Here is a 16,008-nt window from a genome sequence, read left to right on the forward strand (position 1 = left end):
CCGGCGACCGCGGGACGGGCCGGGCCGGCGGGACGCGTCGCCGCCCGGGGCCCCGTCCGGCTTCCTGCGGTCCGGCGCACCGCGGGGCGATCGCTCACTCAGGACGCAGCACGGGCCGCAGCGCGTCCAGCACCGCCGGGTCCTCGATCGTCGACGGCACCGGTTCATCGCGCCCCTCGGCGATCCCGCGCATCGTCTTGCGAAGGATCTTTCCCGACCGGGTCTTGGGCAGCGCGTCCACCACCGAGACGGAGCGGAACGCGGCGACCGGGCCGATCTCCCGGCGCACCGCCGCGACCAGCTCCTGGCGGAGGTCGTCCTCGCCGATCCCGGCGCCGGCCTTGAGCACCACGAGGCCCTGGGGCAGCTGGCCCTTGAGCTGGTCGTACACCCCGATCACCGCACACTCGGCGACGGCCGGGTGCGCCGCGAGCACCGCTTCCATCGCACCGGTCGACAGCCGGTGCCCGGCGACGTTGATCACGTCGTCCGTGCGGCCCATGACGAACAGATAGCCGTCCGCGTCGCGGTACCCGGAGTCACCGGTCAGGTAGTAGCCGTCGTACCGCGACAGGTAGGCCGCGACGAACCGCTCGTCATCACCCCACAGAGTGGGTAGCGCGCCGGGCGGCAGCGGGAGCCGGATCGCGATCACACCCTCCTGGCCCGCGGGCAGTTCGGCACCGTCCTGGCCGAGGATGCGTACGTCCCAGCCGGGAACCGGAACCGTGGCCGACCCGGGCTTGACCGGCATCGGCTCCAGCCCCCGGAGGTTCGCCGCGACCGGCCAGCCGGTCTCGGTCTGCCACCAGTGGTCGATCACCGGCGTGCCGAGGTGTCCGTGTGCCCAGTGGTAGGTCTCGGGGTCGAGCCGCTCCCCGGCCATGAAGAGCGTGCGGAGCGAGGACAGGTCGTACTTCTTCAGCTCGGCGGCCTCCGGGTCGACCCTCTTGATCGCCCGCAGTGCGGTGGGGGCGGTGAACAGCGCCTTCACCCGGTGTTCGCCGATGACGCGCCAGAACGCACCGGCATCCGGTGTGCCGACGGGCTTGCCCTCGTACAGCACGGTGGTCGCGCCGATCAGCAGCGGTGCGTAGACGATGTAGGAGTGGCCGACCACCCAGCCGACGTCGGAGGCGGTCCACCAGACGTCGCCCGGCCCGATGTCGTAGACCGCGGCCATCGACCACGCCAGCGCGACCGCATGGCCGCCGTTGTCGCGCACGACGCCCTTGGGCTTGCCGGTGGTTCCGGAGGTGTACAGCACATACAGCGGGTCGGTGGCCGCCACCGGAACCGGGCCGACGGGCTCCGCGTCGGCGATGAGCTCCGCCCAGTCCAGATAGCGTCCGCCGAGCTCGGCTCGCGCGGTGTCGCGCTGGAGGACGATCACCTGGTCCGGCTGGTGGGTGGCGAGTTCGAGCGCCTCCTCGACGATCGGCCGGTACTCCACGACCCGTGTCGGCTCGATCCCGCAGGACGCGGTGACGATCACGACAGGTTCGGCGTCATCGACCCGGGCGGCCAGTTCCTTGGGCGCGAAGCCGCCGAAGACCACCGAGTGCACGGCGCCGATCCTGGCACAGGCCAGCATGGCGATGACCGCCTCGGGCACCATCGGCATGTAGACGATCACCCGGTCGCCCTTGCTGACCCCCAGCGAGCGCAGCCCGCCGGCGAAGCGCGCGACCTCGTCACGGAGTTCCGCGTAGCTGAAACGCCGGACCGTGCCGGTCACCGGGGAGTCGTGGATCAGGGCGGTCCGGCCGCCGCGACCGGCCTCGACATGGCGGTCCAGCGCGTTGTACGAGGTGTTGAGCTCCCCGTCGGGGAACCACCGCATGAGCGGCGCACGGGAATCGTCCAGAGCCCGGGTCGGCGGCCGGGTCCAGTCGATCGCCGCCGCGGCGTCCAGCCAGAATCCCTCGGCATCCTCGAGGCTACGGTGGTGAGTTTCTTCGTAGGCGCCCATCAGAGCCCTTCCCGTCGCTCAGCCTTGAAACTGTGAGCAGTGTGACCCATGGACCGGGCGGCCACCAGCTTTCGCCCTCGGGCGCGCACCGCTCGACAGCACGCCGTTACGGCACGTGGCGGCCCGGATGGCTGCCTTTCATCCGGTTTCTGTGAGCCGCCATGAGCACCGCAGCGGGGAGGCACGACGCCCGATTCGGCTCCGTCCGCGCCACGTTCGAACAGCACGTGGCCTCCGGCGAGGAGCTGGGCGCGTCCCTGGTCCTCGACATGGACGGCGACGTCAGGATGGCCCCCGGCATCATCGGTTCCGACCGAAGCGGCACCTACGTCACGGCCACCTACGACGCGCTTTGGAACAACAGCTAGCCTCGTTCTTTCGTAACGGCCCGCCGGGTTCCCCCGGGGGCCGTTACGGTTGTCCGGCCTGTCGCGGGCAGGCCGGAAGTCCCGGCCGCCGTGCACGACGCCGACCTGAGCACCGCGCGCCACCTCGGCCGCCGCGTCGCCGAGCAGACCCGCGTCCACCGCGTCGGCCTGGCCGCCCACCGGTGACCCGCACCCCCGCACCCCGCCACCGCTCACCTGCGCACACGGTCCGGAGGTGATGCCACGTGTGGCGTCCACGGCGCGCCGCATGCGTCCCGCCCGCACGGCGGCGTCAGGTTGCCAGGCCGTGGCGGTAGGCGTAGACGACGGCCTGGACGCGGTCGCGGAGCTGGAGTTTGGTGAGGATGCGGGAGACGAAGGTCTTGACGGTCTCCTGGCTGATGACGAGGGCCGCGGCGATCTCGCTGTTGGAGAGGCCGTCCGCGATGAGGCGGAGGACCTCCAGTTCGCGGGGGGTGAGCGGGATGTCGCGGGCGGTGTTCTCGGCGGGGCGGATGCGGGCGGCGTAGCGGCCGACGAGCTGGCGTGTCACATCGGGGTCGAGGAGGGCCGCGCCGGTGGCCACGGTCCGGATGCCGTGGAGCAGCCGGTCCGGGGGCGCGTCCTTGAGGAGGAAGCCGCTGGCGCCGGCGCGCAGTGCCTCGTAGACGTATTCGTCCAGGTTGAACGTCGTCACCACGAGCACTTTGACGGGGTGGGGCACTCCGGCGCCGGCCAGCAGGCGGGTGGCTTCCAGGCCGTCGAGGACCGGCATGCGGATGTCCATCACGACGACGTCGGGCTTCACCTCGCGGGCGAGTTCGACTCCGGTCCGCCCGTCCCCGCATTCGCCCGCCACCTCCATGTCGGGCTGGGCGTCGATGATGGTGACCAGACCGGTGCGGACCAGCATCTGGTCGTCGCAGACCAGGACCCGGATCGGCGCGCTCACGAGGTGCCGCCGGCGGGGATGCGGGCCCGTACGGTGAAGCCGCCGTCCATGCCGCTGCCGGCGTGGAAGTCGCCGCCCAGGACGCCGATGCGTTCGCGCAGGCCGGCCAGGCCCCGTCCGCTGCCGACGGCGGCGGCGCTGGGTGAGCCGGTTCCGTCCGTGCTGACCTCCACGGTGATCTCCCTTTCGCCGTGCCGTACCTGGACGGAAGTCCTGCTGCCGTGAGCGTACTTGAGCGCGTTGGTCAGGGCTTCCTGCACCACCCGGTAGGCGACCAGGTCGGCGCTGCCGGTCGATGCCGGTGGCGTGCCCTGTTCGGTGAAGTCCACCGGCTGTCCGGCCCGGCGGGTCTGCTCCACGAGGGTGAGGACCCTGCCGACGGCCGGTGTCCTGGGCTCCTTGGCCTCCATCGCCCCCGTGCCGGTGCCGGTGCCGGTGCCGTGGCCGTGGCCGGGGCCGGGGCCGTAGTCGGGGTTGAGCAGGTCGAGCAGGTGGCGCAGGTCGGTGATGGCGCGGCGGCCGGTGTCGCTGACGGCGGTCAGGGACTGCTCGAGCCGCTCGGGTGCGGCGGTCAGGTAGCGTGCGGCTTCGGCCTGGACGACCATGGCGGTCACGTGGTGGGTCACCACGTCGTGCAGTTCGCGGGCGAGCTGGGCGCGTTCGGCGGTGCGGGTCTCCGCGGCGACACGTTCGCGGCGTTCGGCCTCCGCGAGCCGGGTGGCCCGCAGCCACGCCCCGGCCCCCCACGCCAGGGCCAGCACCAGGTAGAACGTCACGAACTCCGTCGGCGTCTCGCCGCCCGAACCCAGCTGGGAGAGTGCGATCGCCAGCGGCACGTACGCCACGGTGAGCAGGACCACGGTGGCGCGCCGGCGGTGTTCCAGATGGGACCCCGCGCTGATCAGCACGATGGGCAGGGCGGTGCCGGCGGCCGAGTGGTAGCCGCGCAGCTGGTCGAGGGCGAAGCCGCACGTCACCAGCGCCAGACAGACGGCCGGCCACCGCCGGCGCACCGCGAGCGGAAGGCATTCGAGGGCGAGGGTCAGGACGGCGAGCGCGTCGAAGGGGCGGGTCGGCAGGTCGCCGACCTCCGTCCCGTGGCCGCGCAGTCCCGGCAGGACCGACACGACCAGGAACAGTATCCCGAGCGGAAGGTCGCGGACGGTGACGTCGAGCCGGCGCCAGACCCGGCCCGCCCCCTGGATGCTCATCACCGCGCGAGTGTAGCGAGGGCGTTGACGCGCTCGGCACGCTGCCGGGGGACGATGTGGCCGCGCCGGCGGGCCAGCCACAGGAAGGCGATGGTCAGCAGCGCACCGAACAGCACCGAGTACACACTGGCCTCCGGGCCGAACTCGCCGCCGGTGATCAGCTCGGCGCCCGACGTCGAGGCGTCCATCAGCCCGTGCGTGTCGCCGTTGCCCGAGACCTCGGTGCCGAAGATGCCGGATTCGGCGAAGTTCCAGCCGAAGTGCAGGCCGATCGGCAGCCACAGGGAGCGAGTGGCGGCGTACGCGGCGGCGAGCATGCCACCGGCCTCGATCGCGATGGCGGCGGCACCCAGCAGGGTGGCGTCCTTGTTGAGCAGATGGGCCGCGCCGAACACCACACCGGACAGCACCAGCGCGATGTACGTGCCCAGACCTCGCTCCACGAGCCGGAAGAGCAGGCCGCGGAACATCAGTTCCTCCGTGACGGCGGCACCGGTCATGAAGCCGACCAGCCCGATGGCTCCGGTCAGCGAGCCGAAGCCGTGGACCTCATAGGCCCCGTAGACGTAGAGGTTCGCGATGACGCACCCGAACATCGCGACGCCGATGACCAGGCCCCTGAGCAGCGATCCGCGCGCTCCCTCCCGGGCCAGCTCCGTGACCGGGCGCCGCTCGGTGCGCCCCACGACCCACCGGTAGACCACCACCGAGAGCACGGCCGTCACGCCTCCCAGGAGGAGCGAGAGCCACGGGTTGTCCCGCACCGCGCTGGCGCCCTGACCACCGACCGCACCGACCGCGACCACGGCCAGGATCTGCCACACCAGTTTCATCACGACTCTTCCTTCGGTTCCGTTCCCGGTTCCCTGTCCGGTCCGCGGCCGGGGCGCCACGGCTGAACTGAACGCTATGGACACGGTGATCGGGAATCATCACCTCACGGTGGACATCCGCACGTAGCTCTCACGGGGGACAGACCCCCGGGCCCGGAAAAGACCTTCCGGCCGGTCGGACGAAGGCGCGGCCACGGCAGGGCCCGGTCCTTTCGCTCCGCTCCCGTCACAGGAGCCCGGCCGCTCACTAGACTCACGCCATGACGATCACCTATGAGTGGCGGGGAGGCTTCGACAACGTCGATGTCAATGCGCTGCATGCGGAGGGCTTCAACCACCCGACTGCCGATATCGATTGGCTGACCCAGGTGCGACGCCACAGCCTCGGCTGGGTCTGCGCACGCGATGACGGTGACCTCGTCGGCTTCGTCAACGTCGCCTGGGACGGCGGCGTCCACGCGTTCGTCCTGGACACCATGGTCGCGGGGGGCCGTCGCCGGTCCGGGATCGGAGCCGGGCTCGTCGCCGAGGCCACCCGGCAAGCCCGTGCCGCCGGATGCGAATGGCTTCATGTCGACTTCGATGACGATCTGCGGTCGTTCTACTTCGACGCCTGCGGGTTCGAACCCACCCCGGCGGGACTCATCGCGCTCTGAGCCGGCCTCGCCGCATGGGCCCCGGACACGGGCAGCCGCGAAGCTCCTGGCAGGTCCCCCGCGCAGGGTGCTGGAGCCTCGGTCCGTGCACCACGTGTGTGCACGAGTCCCCTCCGGGCCGGGGCGTCCGGCACGCTCCCCCGGTCAAAAGGCGTTGGCGTGGCATGCACCCGGTGGCAGGATGGCTCGGTGAACACCGCACAGAACCGAAAAGCCCCTGTGGTGCGTCCCATCACCGACGCCGACATTCCCACCGCGGTCGATACCCTGGCCCGCGCCTTCGCCGACTACCCGTACACCCGGCACGTGGTCGCAGCGGACGATCACCAGGAGCGGATCCGGCGGTACCAGGAGTTGTGCCTGACCCGTATCGGCATGGTGTACGGCCGAGTGTGGGTCGCCGACGAGGGCCGCGCCGTGGCCGTCTGGGCCGTGCCCGGCCAGGACCCCTCGCCCGCCTTCGCCGAACTCGGGCCGGTCCTCGCCGAACTCAGCGGCGACCGGGCCGCCGCGTCCGCGGCCGCGGACAAGGCCATCGCCCCGTACCGGCCCCAGGAGCCGGGATGGTTCCTGGAAACCGTGGGCACCGCCCCCGATGCGCAGGGACAGGGCCTGGGCAGTGCGGTGCTGGGTCCGGGCATCCAGGAGGCCGAGCGCGCCGGGTGCCCGGCGTTCCTGGAGACCTCCGGCGAGGCGAACGTGCGGTTCTACGAGCGCCTCGGCTTCACGGTCACGGCCGATGTCCGGCTCCCCGACAACGGCCCCCGCATCTGCTGCATGCGCAGGGACCCGCGCTGAGAGCCTGAGATCCCGACCTCCGGCGGCGGGCCGCCGGAGCCGTTCATCCCGGGCCGCCCGGCCCGCACGTCCCGCTCACCCCTGTTGCCCGGCTCCCCCGGTCCCCCCGGTCCCCCCGGTCCCCCCGGACAGCAGGGTGTCCAGCATGTACTGGCGGGAGCGCTCGATGCCTTCGAGGGCGACCTGTCTGATCTCCTCCTCCGAGCCGCTCCTGATGGTTTCGACCAGTCGCCCGTGGTTGACGATCGTGTACGAGGGCCGGCCGAGTTCTCCCCGGAGGTTCAGGAAGCGTTCGATCTCTTCGTGCAATGTGTTGATCATCGGGATCATCAGTGACACGCGCGCCACTTCCGCGATCCCCACGTGGAGCAGCCGGTTGGCTTCGTTCAGGTCGGGACGTGAGGCGTTCGCCGCTACGGTTGCCGCGCTGAGTGCGTCCAGACGCTCGAGGTCCTCGGCGCCGGCCCGCTGCGCGGCGAGCACGGCCGCTTCCGGCTCCAGGAGCCGTCGCAGGCGGTAGGTGTCCTGGAGGGCGCCGAGATCCGTCGGCTTCACGAAGGTTCCCCGCCGCGGGACGACCACGACCAGACCTTCTCTGCGCAGCGCGTTGATGGCTTCGCGCACCGGGGTCTTGCTCATCCCGTAGCGCTCCGCGAGCCACGCCTCCACGATGACGTCACCCGGGCGGAGGTGGCACCGGATGATGTCGCGCTTGAGGGATGCGTACGCCTGCTCCGCCATCGACAGTCCCGGTTTCACCAACCACAGCTCCTTTTCCAGCACTCCGCGTGGCGGTCCTCGTCATCGGGTGTCCATCCGTGGTGTCCATCCGTACGAAGACCTGTTGACATCCCCTCGCCGCAGCGTATCATCCCTGTGAAATATCACAGGGATTGCACGAGTCGGCGGGGCTGACTCGTCCTGAAGGAAGCGGATTTCCTCTTCGCAAGCACGTGCCGATCCGGTACCCCCACCGGTCGCACCCTCGCCGCCCCGGACACCCCGGACACCCCGGCGGTCGGCCTTGCGCATCAGCCAGAGCAGCACACCCCGCCCGACAAGCCGCGTTCACCGTCGACCCGATAAGGCCTCAGATGACGCAACTTCGAAGCAGCAGTCCGACCGTGAACGGCTCCATGAACCGGTTGTTCCGGGCGCTCAGCGCGCTGGAACGGGCGGGGAACCGGCTTCCCCATCCGTTCTGGCTGTTCTGGATCTTCGCAGCACTGCTGGGTGTGGTCAGCGCCGTGCTCGCCGGGGCGGGGGTATCCGTCACCCTGCCGTCGACAGGGGACTCCGTCGCGGTGAAGAGCCTGCTCTCGCTCCAAGGAGCCAAGTTCGCCGCGGAGTCGGCCCTGGACAACTTCGCCGGGTTCGCGCCGCTGTCGGTCGTGGTGGTGGTCCTGCTCGGGGTCAGCGTCACCGAGAAGAGCGGCCTCCTCACGGCGCTTCTGCGCGTCACGATCGGCCGTCTGCCCGTCCGGTGGCTGACCTTCTCCATCGCGTTCAGCTCCATGATCGCGCACGTGATGAGCGATTCCGCGTACATCGTGATGATTCCGCTGGGCGCGCTGGCCTTCCGGACCGTTGGCCGCAGCCCGGTGCTCGGCCTGATGGTCGCCTACGCGTCGACGGCCATCGGCTTCAACGCCAGCCCGCTGGTGACACCGGCCGACGCGGTCAGGTCCTCCCTGGCGGCCGAGGCCGCGCACACCGTCGATCCGCACTACGTCATCACTCCGGTGGCCACGTACTTCTTCACCGCGGTCTCCTCGGTGTTCCTCGCGGCCGTCATCGCCCTCACGGTCGACCGCGTGCTGGCCCGACGGCCCGAGTTCGTGCCGACACCCGAGGACGACGAGGCCGCCGACAGGCTCTTCAACACCGCCCACGCCGACGCGCCACGGCACACCGCCCACGCCGATGCGCCACGTCACAGCGGGCCGGCCGGCGAGGTCTCCCCCGCGTTCACCCTGAGCGCCGTCGAGAAGCGCGCCATGCGGCTGTCCGGCGCGGTGCTCGTGCTCTACGTCGCGGCGGTGGCCGCCCTCCTGCTGCCGGGATCCCCGTTCCGCGGCGAGGGCGGCAGCATCGTCCAGTCCGTGGTCGTGGTGAACATCGCCGTGTTCATCTCGCTGCTGTTCGCCCTCCTCGGGATGGTCTACGGCCGGCAGGTGGGCACGATCCCCTCGCTGTCGTCCGTCCCCTCCGCCATGGCCGACGGCGTGAAGTCCTTCGTCCCGGTGATCGTGCTGTTCTTCGTGGTCTCGCAGTTCCTCGCCTACTTCACCTGGACCGGCATCAGCAATGTGATCACCGTGGAGGGCGCTCGGCTCCTGAAGTCCCTGGACGCGCCCCACCTCGTCATCCTGCTCGTGATCGTCCTGGCCATCAGCGGGCTCAACATCATCATCAGCAGCGGCTCGGCGATGTGGTCCATCCTCGCCCCCGTCGTGGTCCCCCTGGCCATGTACATCGGGCTCTCCCCCCAAGCGGCGATGGTTTCCTTCATGATCGGGGACTCGGTCACCAACACCACGCCCATGAACGCGTACTTCGTCCTGGCCCTGGGATTCCTCCAGCAGTTCCGGAAGGGCGCGGGCATCGGAACCATGCTGTCCTTCACGGTGCCGGTGGCGCTCGCCGTACTCGTCTCCTGGTCGTCCTTCTTCGCCCTCTGGTACGCCCTGGGCATCCCGCTCGGTCCGGGGGTGCCCGTCAGATGACCCCCGCCCGGTCCGGCGGATCCCCGCCGGACAACGGGCGCCCGACCGCCGGAAGGAAGCCGCGAACGCCTGTCACGACACCACAGCACCTTCCCGGCTCGGCGACGCCGAGCCCACCCCCCCCGCACACGTTGAGAACGAAAAGAGTCACGCACTATGGGCAGCATCGCCATCCTCGGCGCAGGCAACGTCGGCCAGGCAATCGCCGGCCACATGTCCTTCAAGGGACACCACGTACGCGTCTTCGACAGGTGGGGCCGCGATCTGGAGCCGATCGAGGCCAATGACGGCATCGACATGACCGGAGACGTGGAGGGCCACGGCACACCCTCGGTGCTGACGACCGACCTCGCACACGCCGTCAGCGGCGCCGAGGTGGTCATCGTCGCCGCACCCGCCTTCGCCCACGCGTACCTGTCCCGGGAACTGGCGTCCGTCCTCGAGCCGGACCAGCTCGTCCTGTTCCAGCCGGGCGTGCTCGGCAGCGGCGTCGAGCTGGCGCGCATGTTCGCGATCGCCGGCCGGCGGCCCTGCCTCATCGCGGAGACGCCGACCAGTCTGTACACGTGCCGGCTGCGCCGTCCCGCGCACGTCTACATCGGGGCGATCAAGCACGCGGTCCCGCTGGCCGCCGTCCCCAGCGCGGACACGCCCCGGGCTCTGGACATCCTGCGTCCGTACTTCGACGACCGCTACGTGCCGGGCGAGGACACGTTGACCGTCGGACTGAACAACTGCAACCCCATCTACCACGTGCCGCCGGCGGTGCTGAACTTCAAGACGGTGGAAGACGCCGACGGCCACCCGCTGCACACCCTGGTGACACCGCGCATCGCCGAGGTCATCGACGCCCTGGACCGGGAACGGCTCGCCCTGGCGGAGGCGCTCCAGGTGAAGGCGGCCAGCTTCTGGGATTTCCTCAACACCGCCTACGGGGTGACCGAGGGCAGCTTCGTCGAGCGCGTCGTGCAGGGCTACGGCCGTCAGGGTTTCCCCGAGCCCGACTCGATCAGGCACCGGTACTTCACCGAGGACATCCCCTTCGGGCTGGTCATCTGGAGTTCGCTGGCCGCGCAGATCGGGCTCTCCCTCCCCCTGACCGACGCGTTCGTGGCCCTGAGCGGGCCGCTGTGCGGGCAGGACTTCGTGGCCGGTGGCCGCACAGCGCGGTCCCTGGGTCTGCTCGGCTCCGACGTCCGCGGCATCCGCGCCGCGTTCATCGACGGTGTGGTGTGACCGCGCGCCACATGCCGTGACCGCCGCGCGTCGGCCGCCCGCCGTACCGGCGTACGCGGGGTGGCCGCCCCGGGCCGCGGTGTTCCGGTACGCGGGCCGAGCGCGCGGGCGGCCCCGGCACCGGCCTTCGGACAGCGGCCGGTGCCGGACCGGAACGCCGCGAGCGGCCCCGGGTCCGGTCAGTGCAGCCCGGCGGCCCTGCGGGACCGCTCGTCCCAGACCGGTTCCACCGCCGCGAACCGGGGCCCGTGTCCGCGGCGGTAGACCATCAGTGTCCGCTCGAAGGTGATGACGATGACGCCGTCCTGGTTGTAGCCGATGGTGCGCACACCGATGATGCCCACGTCAGGACGGCTGGCGGACTCCCGCTTGTGGAGGACCTCGGACTGCGAGTAGATCGTGTCGCCCTCGAAGACCGGGTTGGGCAGCCTGACCCGGTCCCAGCCGAGATTGGCCATCACATGCTGGGAGATGTCGGTGACACTCTGCCCGGTGACCAGGGCGAGTGTGAAGGTGGAGTCCACCAGCGGCTTGCCCCAGGCGGTGCCCGCCGCGTAGTGGCGGTCGAAGTGCAGCGGCGCGGTGTTCTGCGTCAGCAGCGTGAGCCAGGAGTTGTCCGTCTCCAGGACCGTGCGGCCCAGGGGGTGGCGGTACACGTCGCCGATGGTGAAGTCCTCGAAGTAGCGGCCCTGCCAGCCCTCGGCGGCGGCGGTGCGGGGGGCGCCCTGACCCGGGTTCTCAGTCGTCATGGCGCTCATTTTCGGGAAGCCCCGGTCCGCCGTGAAATGCCGAATCTTCACCGGGCTCATGCGTGCGGCGCATGAGCCCTGGACCGTACGTAGTCGTAGAACCTCGCCACCACGGGCGCGCGTGGTCCTCCGGCGAGGGTGACCACGCCGACCGTGCGGTGCGCCTGCGGATCCTCGAGCGGCACGGCCACGGCGTGTTCACCGGGTCCGGACGGGGCGCCGGTGATGGGGGCGACGGCCACTCCGAGGCCGGCGGCGACCAGGGCGCGCAGTGTGCTCAGCTCGGTGCTCTCCAGGACGACCCGCGGCGCGAATCCGGCCGCGGCGCACAGCTTTTCGGTGATCTGGCGCAGTCCGAAGACCGGCTGCAGTGCCACGAACGCCTCGTCGGCCAGCTCCGCGGTCCGCACCCTGCGGCGTCTGGCCAGCCGGTGTCCGGGCGGGACGAGCAGGCACAGCGCCTCGTTGCGCAGCGGTGTCCACTCCACGTCGTCACCGGCCGGTCGCGGGCTGGTCAGCCCCAGGTCCAGCCTGCTGTTGCGGACGTCGTCGACCACGGCGTCGGCGGCGTCGCCGCGCAGCTCGAAGGTGGTGCCGGGAGCCAGCCGGCGGTACCCGGCGAGGAGGTCGGGCACCAGCCAGGTGCCGTAGGAGTGCAGGAAACCCAGTGCCACGGTGCCGGTGTCGGGGTCGATCAGGGCGGTGATGCGCTGCTCGGCGCCGGAGACCTCGCTGATCGCGCGCAGGGCGTGGGCGCGGAAGACCTCGCCGTACTTGTTGAGCCGGAGCCGGTTCTGGTGCCGGTCGAACAGCGGAACACCCACGCGTCGCTCCAGCCGCCGGATGGCCCGGGACAGGGTCGGCTGGGAGATGTTGAGCCGTTCCGCGGTGACCGTCACGTGCTCGTGCTCGGCCAGGGCCGTGAACCACTGCAGCTCCCGTATCTCCATGCAGGGACTATACGTGCGGCGCATGGCCCTGGCGAGGTTTCGTCATTTCACAACGGTCGGGCGGCGACCCACAGTGAGTCCTCACCAACCAGGACTCCATGGGAGGGACCCCATGTCCGAGCCGCATCCGCGCCCTGAGCAGGAACGCCCCGACGGGCCCCTGTCCGGCCTGCTCGTCGTTTCTCTGGAGCAGGCCGTCGCCGCTCCGTTCGCCACCCGCCAACTGGCGGATCTGGGCGCCCGCGTCATCAAGATCGAACGCCCCGGCAGCGGCGATCTCGCCCGCGGCTACGACCGCACCGTGCGGGGTATGTCCAGCCACTTCGTCTGGCTGAACCGGGGAAAGGAGAGCGTCCAGCTCGATGTGCGCTCCCCGGAGGGCAACCGGCAGCTGCACGCCTTGGTGGACCGGGCCGACGTCCTGGTGCAGAACCTGGCACCCGGCGCCGCGGCCCGCCTGGGCATCGGCCACCACGTCCTCGCGCTCAGCCACCCCCGGCTGATCACCTGCGACATATCCGGCTACGGCAGTACCGGCCGCTACCGCGACCGCAAGGCGTACGACCTCCTGGTCCAGTGCGAGGCGGGGCTGGTGTCCCTCACCGGCACCCCCGAGACCCCGTCCAAGGTGGGCCTGTCCATCGCGGACATATGTGCGGGGATGTACGCGTATTCCGGCATTCTCACGGCCCTGCTGAAGCGGGCCCGCACCGGCCGGGGCTCGCAGCTGGAGGTCTCGATGCTGGAGGCCCTCGGGGAATGGATGGGGTACGCCGAGTACTACACGCGCTACGGCGGCACGGCTCCGGCCCGCGCCGGCGCCCGTCACGCGACGATCGCCCCCTACGGCCCGTTCCCCACGCGGGACGGGCAGACGATCAACCTCGGGCTGCAGAACGAGCGGGAGTGGGCTTCCTTCTGCCGGATCGTGCTGCGGCGCCCCGGCCTGTGCGACGACCCGCGCTTTTCCGGGAACGCCGACCGGGTGGCGCACCGCGCCGAGCTCGACGTCCTGGTGAGCGAGGTGACGGGCACCCTCACCGGCGAGGAGCTGGTGGCCCGGCTGGAGGAGGCGTCGATCGCCTACGCGCGCCAGCGCACCGTAGCGGAGTTCAGCGCACACCCCCAGCTGCGGGACCGCCGGCGCTGGGCTCCGTTCGACAGCCCGGTCGGTGTGCTGGAGGGCCTGATACCCCCGGTCACCGTCCACGGCGAGCACCCGCGGCGGCTGGGCCGGGTACCGGAGCTGGGCGAGCACACCGAGTCCGTCCTGGCGTGGCTGGCCGCGGCCCACGGCGCCGCCCGCGAGGGGGTCGGCCATGCCGAATGAACTCATCGGAGTCCTGGCGCTCGCCGCCGTGTTCCTGCTCTCCGGTGTGCGGGGGCTGAACATGGGCATGCTCGCGCTGGTCGCCACCTTTCTGTTCGGAGTGGTCGCCCTCGGCCGGACGCCGGACGAGGTACTGGCGGGTTTCCCGACGAGCATGTTCCTGGTGCTGGTCGCCGTCACGTTCCTGTTCGGGATCGCCCGCGTCAACGGCACGGTGGACTGGCTGGTACGGGTCGCGGTGCGGGCGGTGGGCGCCCGGGTGGGGGCCGTCCCCTGGGTGCTCTTCGGAATGGCGGCACTGCTCTGCGCGACCGGCGCGGCCTCGCCCGCGGCGGTCGCGATCGTGGCGCCGATCGGTGTCGCCTTCGCCGTCAGACACCGCGTCAATCCGCTGTACGCCGGGCTGATGGCCGTGAACGGGGCCGCGGCGGGCAGTTTCGCCCCCTCCGGGATCCTGGGCGGCATCGTCCACTCGGCGCTGGAGAAGAACCACCTGCCGGTCAGCGGCGGGCTGCTCTTCGCGGGCACCTTCTCCTTCAACCTGGCGGTCGCCGCGGTGTCATGGCTGGTCTTCGGGCGCGGACGGCTCGAACCGCAGGTGCTGGAGGAGGACACCGAGCCCACGGAGGGGGACCCGGCTTCTTCGCCGGGCGCGGAGCGCGTGGTGACGCTGGCCGCGATGGCCGCACTGGTGCTGGGCACCACGGTCCTCTCCCTGGACACCGGCTTCCTGGCCCTCACCCTGGCGGTGTCACTGGCCCTGCTCTTCCCCCGCACGTCCCGGCTGGCCACCAAGGAGATCGCCTGGCCCGTGGTGCTCCTGGTGTGCGGCATCGTGACCTACGTCGCCCTGCTGCAGGAACTGGGCATCGTGGACTCCCTGGGGAAGATGATCGCGGCGATCGGCACCCCGCTGCTGGCCGCCCTGGTGATCTGCTACGTGGGCGGTGTCGTCTCGGCCTTCGCCTCGACCACCGGGATCCTCGGTGCCCTGATGCCGCTGTCCGCTCCGTTCCTGAAGTCCGGTGCCATCGGGACGACCGGCATGGTGATGGCGCTGGCGGCCGCGGCGACCGTCGTGGACGCCAGTCCCTTCTCCACCAACGGTGCGCTGGTGGTGGCCAACGCACCCGAACGGCTGCGGCCCGGCGTGTACCAGGGGTTGCTGTGGTGGGGCGCCGGGGTGTGCGCACTGGCTCCCACCGCCGCCTGGGCAGCCTTCGTGGTCGCGTGAACGCGGCGGAGGGAGGGACACCCGTGGAGCCCGCTGACCGTACGCTGCTCTTCGTCCCCGGCGACCGGCCGGAGCGCTTCGCGAAGGCGGCGGCCAGCGGGGCGGACGGAGTGCTGGTCGACCTCGAGGACGCCGTGGCGCCGGGTGCCAAGACCGTGGCGCGGGAGGCCGCGATCCGATGGCTGGACACACACGACGGCTTCGTGAGGATCAATGCCGCGGACACCCCCTGGCACGCGGCGGACCTGGCCGCGCTCACCGCGGCCCGGCGGCTGCGCGGCGTGGTGCTGCCGAAGAGTTCGACGGCGGACGGCGTGGCCGGGGTGCTGCGCCGCCTGCCGGCCGGTGTGCCCGTGCTGGCCCTGGTGGAGAGCGCCCTCGGGGTGCGCGAGGCGGCGGCCATCGCACAGGTACCCGGGGTGGCGCGGCTGCTCTTCGGAAGCGTCGATCTCGCGCTGGACATGGACCTGGTCCCCTCGGAGCCGGACGAGCCGGAGCTGCTGTGGGCCCGTTCCGCGCTGGTGGTGGCCTCCCGGGCGGCCGGATTGCCCGCACCGCTCGACGGTGTGTACACCCAGCTGGATGACGAGGCCGGTCTGGCCGCCGCCGCACGGCGCAGCCGCGGGCTGGGCTTCGGCGGCCGCCTGTGCGTCCACCCTCGACAGGTCGGCGTGGTGCACCGGGCATGGCTGCCGACGGACGCCGAGCTGGAATGGGCCCGGCGGGTCGTGCGGGCCGCCGGGGACAGTGACGGCGCCGCGGTGCGCGTGGACGGACAGATGATCGACCGGCCACGCCTGCGACGGGCCCGGTCACTGCTGGGTGCGCATCGGGCGACACCTCCTGGCCGGCCGGGCGGTGCGGACCGCCTCTGAGCCGCCGCCACGGAGTTCGGCGGCCGGCGCCGGTCGTGCGGATGCCGGGGGGCGGTGGGCCGGTCCGGTGCCGGAAGGCCCGATGCGGGAAGTGGGGGCCGGCTTCCTCCGCCAGGCT

The 16,008-nt window shown here is 71.3% G+C and carries 15 protein-coding genes; 8 read left to right on the forward strand and 7 right to left on the reverse strand.

Going from position 1 to position 16,008, the window contains the following annotated elements; all coding sequences use genetic code 11:
- Positions 1–94: 94 nt before the first annotated feature.
- On the reverse strand, positions 95–1,972 hold the full coding sequence (locus tag AXW62_RS03015) for a propionyl-CoA synthetase (protein ID WP_060943110.1): 1,878 nt from the start codon (positions 1,970–1,972) through the stop codon (positions 95–97).
- Between the two features lie 161 nt (positions 1,973–2,133).
- Here AXW62_RS03015 and AXW62_RS03020 point away from each other — a divergent pair, with 161 nt between their 5' ends.
- Positions 2,134–2,340, forward strand: a complete 207-nt coding sequence (locus tag AXW62_RS03020; protein WP_060943111.1) for a hypothetical protein — start codon at positions 2,134–2,136, stop codon at positions 2,338–2,340.
- A gap of 292 nt (positions 2,341–2,632) precedes the next feature.
- Here the strand turns inward: AXW62_RS03020 and AXW62_RS03025 are convergent, their stop codons facing one another.
- From AXW62_RS03025 to AXW62_RS03035, 3 genes are read right to left on the reverse strand one after another with little or no spacing between them, the layout of a single operon-like run.
- Positions 2,633–3,292, reverse strand: coding sequence for a response regulator (locus AXW62_RS03025; protein WP_060943112.1), 660 nt, complete (start codon positions 3,290–3,292; stop codon positions 2,633–2,635).
- Positions 3,289–4,503, reverse strand: coding sequence for a sensor histidine kinase (locus tag AXW62_RS03030; protein WP_060943113.1), 1,215 nt, complete (start codon positions 4,501–4,503; stop codon positions 3,289–3,291). The genes AXW62_RS03025 and AXW62_RS03030 overlap by 4 nt, the downstream gene beginning before the upstream one ends.
- Positions 4,503–5,336 carry a CPBP family intramembrane glutamic endopeptidase gene (locus AXW62_RS03035; RefSeq protein WP_060943114.1) on the reverse strand — a complete coding sequence of 278 codons (834 nt, stop codon included), beginning with the start codon at positions 5,334–5,336 and terminating at the stop codon, positions 4,503–4,505. The genes AXW62_RS03030 and AXW62_RS03035 overlap by 1 nt, the downstream gene beginning before the upstream one ends.
- A 260-nt stretch (positions 5,337–5,596) precedes the next feature.
- Between AXW62_RS03035 and AXW62_RS03040 the strand changes: the two genes are divergently transcribed.
- Complete coding sequence (locus AXW62_RS03040) at positions 5,597–5,992, forward strand: GNAT family N-acetyltransferase (RefSeq protein WP_030831279.1); 396 nt, start codon at positions 5,597–5,599, stop codon at positions 5,990–5,992.
- Positions 5,993–6,181: 189 nt separating this feature from the next.
- Positions 6,182–6,790: a GNAT family N-acetyltransferase gene (locus AXW62_RS03045; protein WP_060943115.1), complete on the forward strand. Its 609-nt coding sequence runs from the start codon at positions 6,182–6,184 to the stop codon at positions 6,788–6,790.
- A 75-nt stretch (positions 6,791–6,865) separates the two neighbouring features.
- Here the strand turns inward: AXW62_RS03045 and AXW62_RS03050 are convergent, their stop codons facing one another.
- Complete coding sequence (locus tag AXW62_RS03050; RefSeq protein WP_060943116.1) at positions 6,866–7,573, reverse strand: GntR family transcriptional regulator; 708 nt, start codon at positions 7,571–7,573, stop codon at positions 6,866–6,868.
- A gap of 311 nt (positions 7,574–7,884) precedes the next feature.
- On the opposite strand from AXW62_RS03050, the gene AXW62_RS03055 reads away from it, so the two are divergent.
- Complete coding sequence (locus AXW62_RS03055; RefSeq protein WP_063817515.1) at positions 7,885–9,516, forward strand: AbgT family transporter; 1,632 nt, start codon at positions 7,885–7,887, stop codon at positions 9,514–9,516.
- Between the two features lie 156 nt (positions 9,517–9,672).
- Positions 9,673–10,752 (forward strand): NAD/NADP octopine/nopaline dehydrogenase family protein, encoded by a 1,080-nt coding sequence (locus AXW62_RS03060; protein ID WP_060943118.1) that lies wholly within the window; start codon positions 9,673–9,675, stop codon positions 10,750–10,752.
- Positions 10,753–10,931: 179 nt separating this feature from the next.
- Here AXW62_RS03060 and AXW62_RS03065 read toward each other — a convergent pair whose 3' ends face one another.
- Both AXW62_RS03065 and AXW62_RS03070 read right to left on the reverse strand, forming a co-directional pair.
- Complete coding sequence (locus AXW62_RS03065) at positions 10,932–11,501, reverse strand: MaoC family dehydratase (RefSeq protein WP_051886232.1); 570 nt, start codon at positions 11,499–11,501, stop codon at positions 10,932–10,934.
- 56 nt (positions 11,502–11,557) lie between these two features.
- On the reverse strand, positions 11,558–12,451 hold the full coding sequence (locus tag AXW62_RS03070; protein WP_060943119.1) for a LysR family transcriptional regulator: 894 nt from the start codon (positions 12,449–12,451) through the stop codon (positions 11,558–11,560).
- A 112-nt stretch (positions 12,452–12,563) separates the two neighbouring features.
- Here AXW62_RS03070 and AXW62_RS03075 point away from each other — a divergent pair, with 112 nt between their 5' ends.
- The 3 genes from AXW62_RS03075 to AXW62_RS03085 are packed head-to-tail and all read left to right on the forward strand — an operon-like array spanning position 12,564 to position 15,890.
- Positions 12,564–13,781 carry a CaiB/BaiF CoA transferase family protein gene (locus tag AXW62_RS03075; protein WP_060943120.1) on the forward strand — a complete coding sequence of 406 codons (1,218 nt, stop codon included), beginning with the start codon at positions 12,564–12,566 and terminating at the stop codon, positions 13,779–13,781.
- On the forward strand, positions 13,771–15,015 hold the full coding sequence (locus AXW62_RS03080) for an SLC13 family permease (protein WP_060943121.1): 1,245 nt from the start codon (positions 13,771–13,773) through the stop codon (positions 15,013–15,015). Before AXW62_RS03075 ends, AXW62_RS03080 begins: the two co-directional genes overlap by 11 nt.
- A 23-nt stretch (positions 15,016–15,038) precedes the next feature.
- On the forward strand, positions 15,039–15,890 hold the full coding sequence (locus tag AXW62_RS03085) for an HpcH/HpaI aldolase/citrate lyase family protein (RefSeq protein ID WP_063817516.1): 852 nt from the start codon (positions 15,039–15,041) through the stop codon (positions 15,888–15,890).
- Positions 15,891–16,008 lie beyond the last annotated feature (118 nt).

The organism is Streptomyces hygroscopicus subsp. hygroscopicus (assembly GCF_001553455.1).
Taxonomy (GTDB): Bacteria; Actinomycetota; Actinomycetes; order Streptomycetales; family Streptomycetaceae; genus Streptomyces; species Streptomyces hygroscopicus.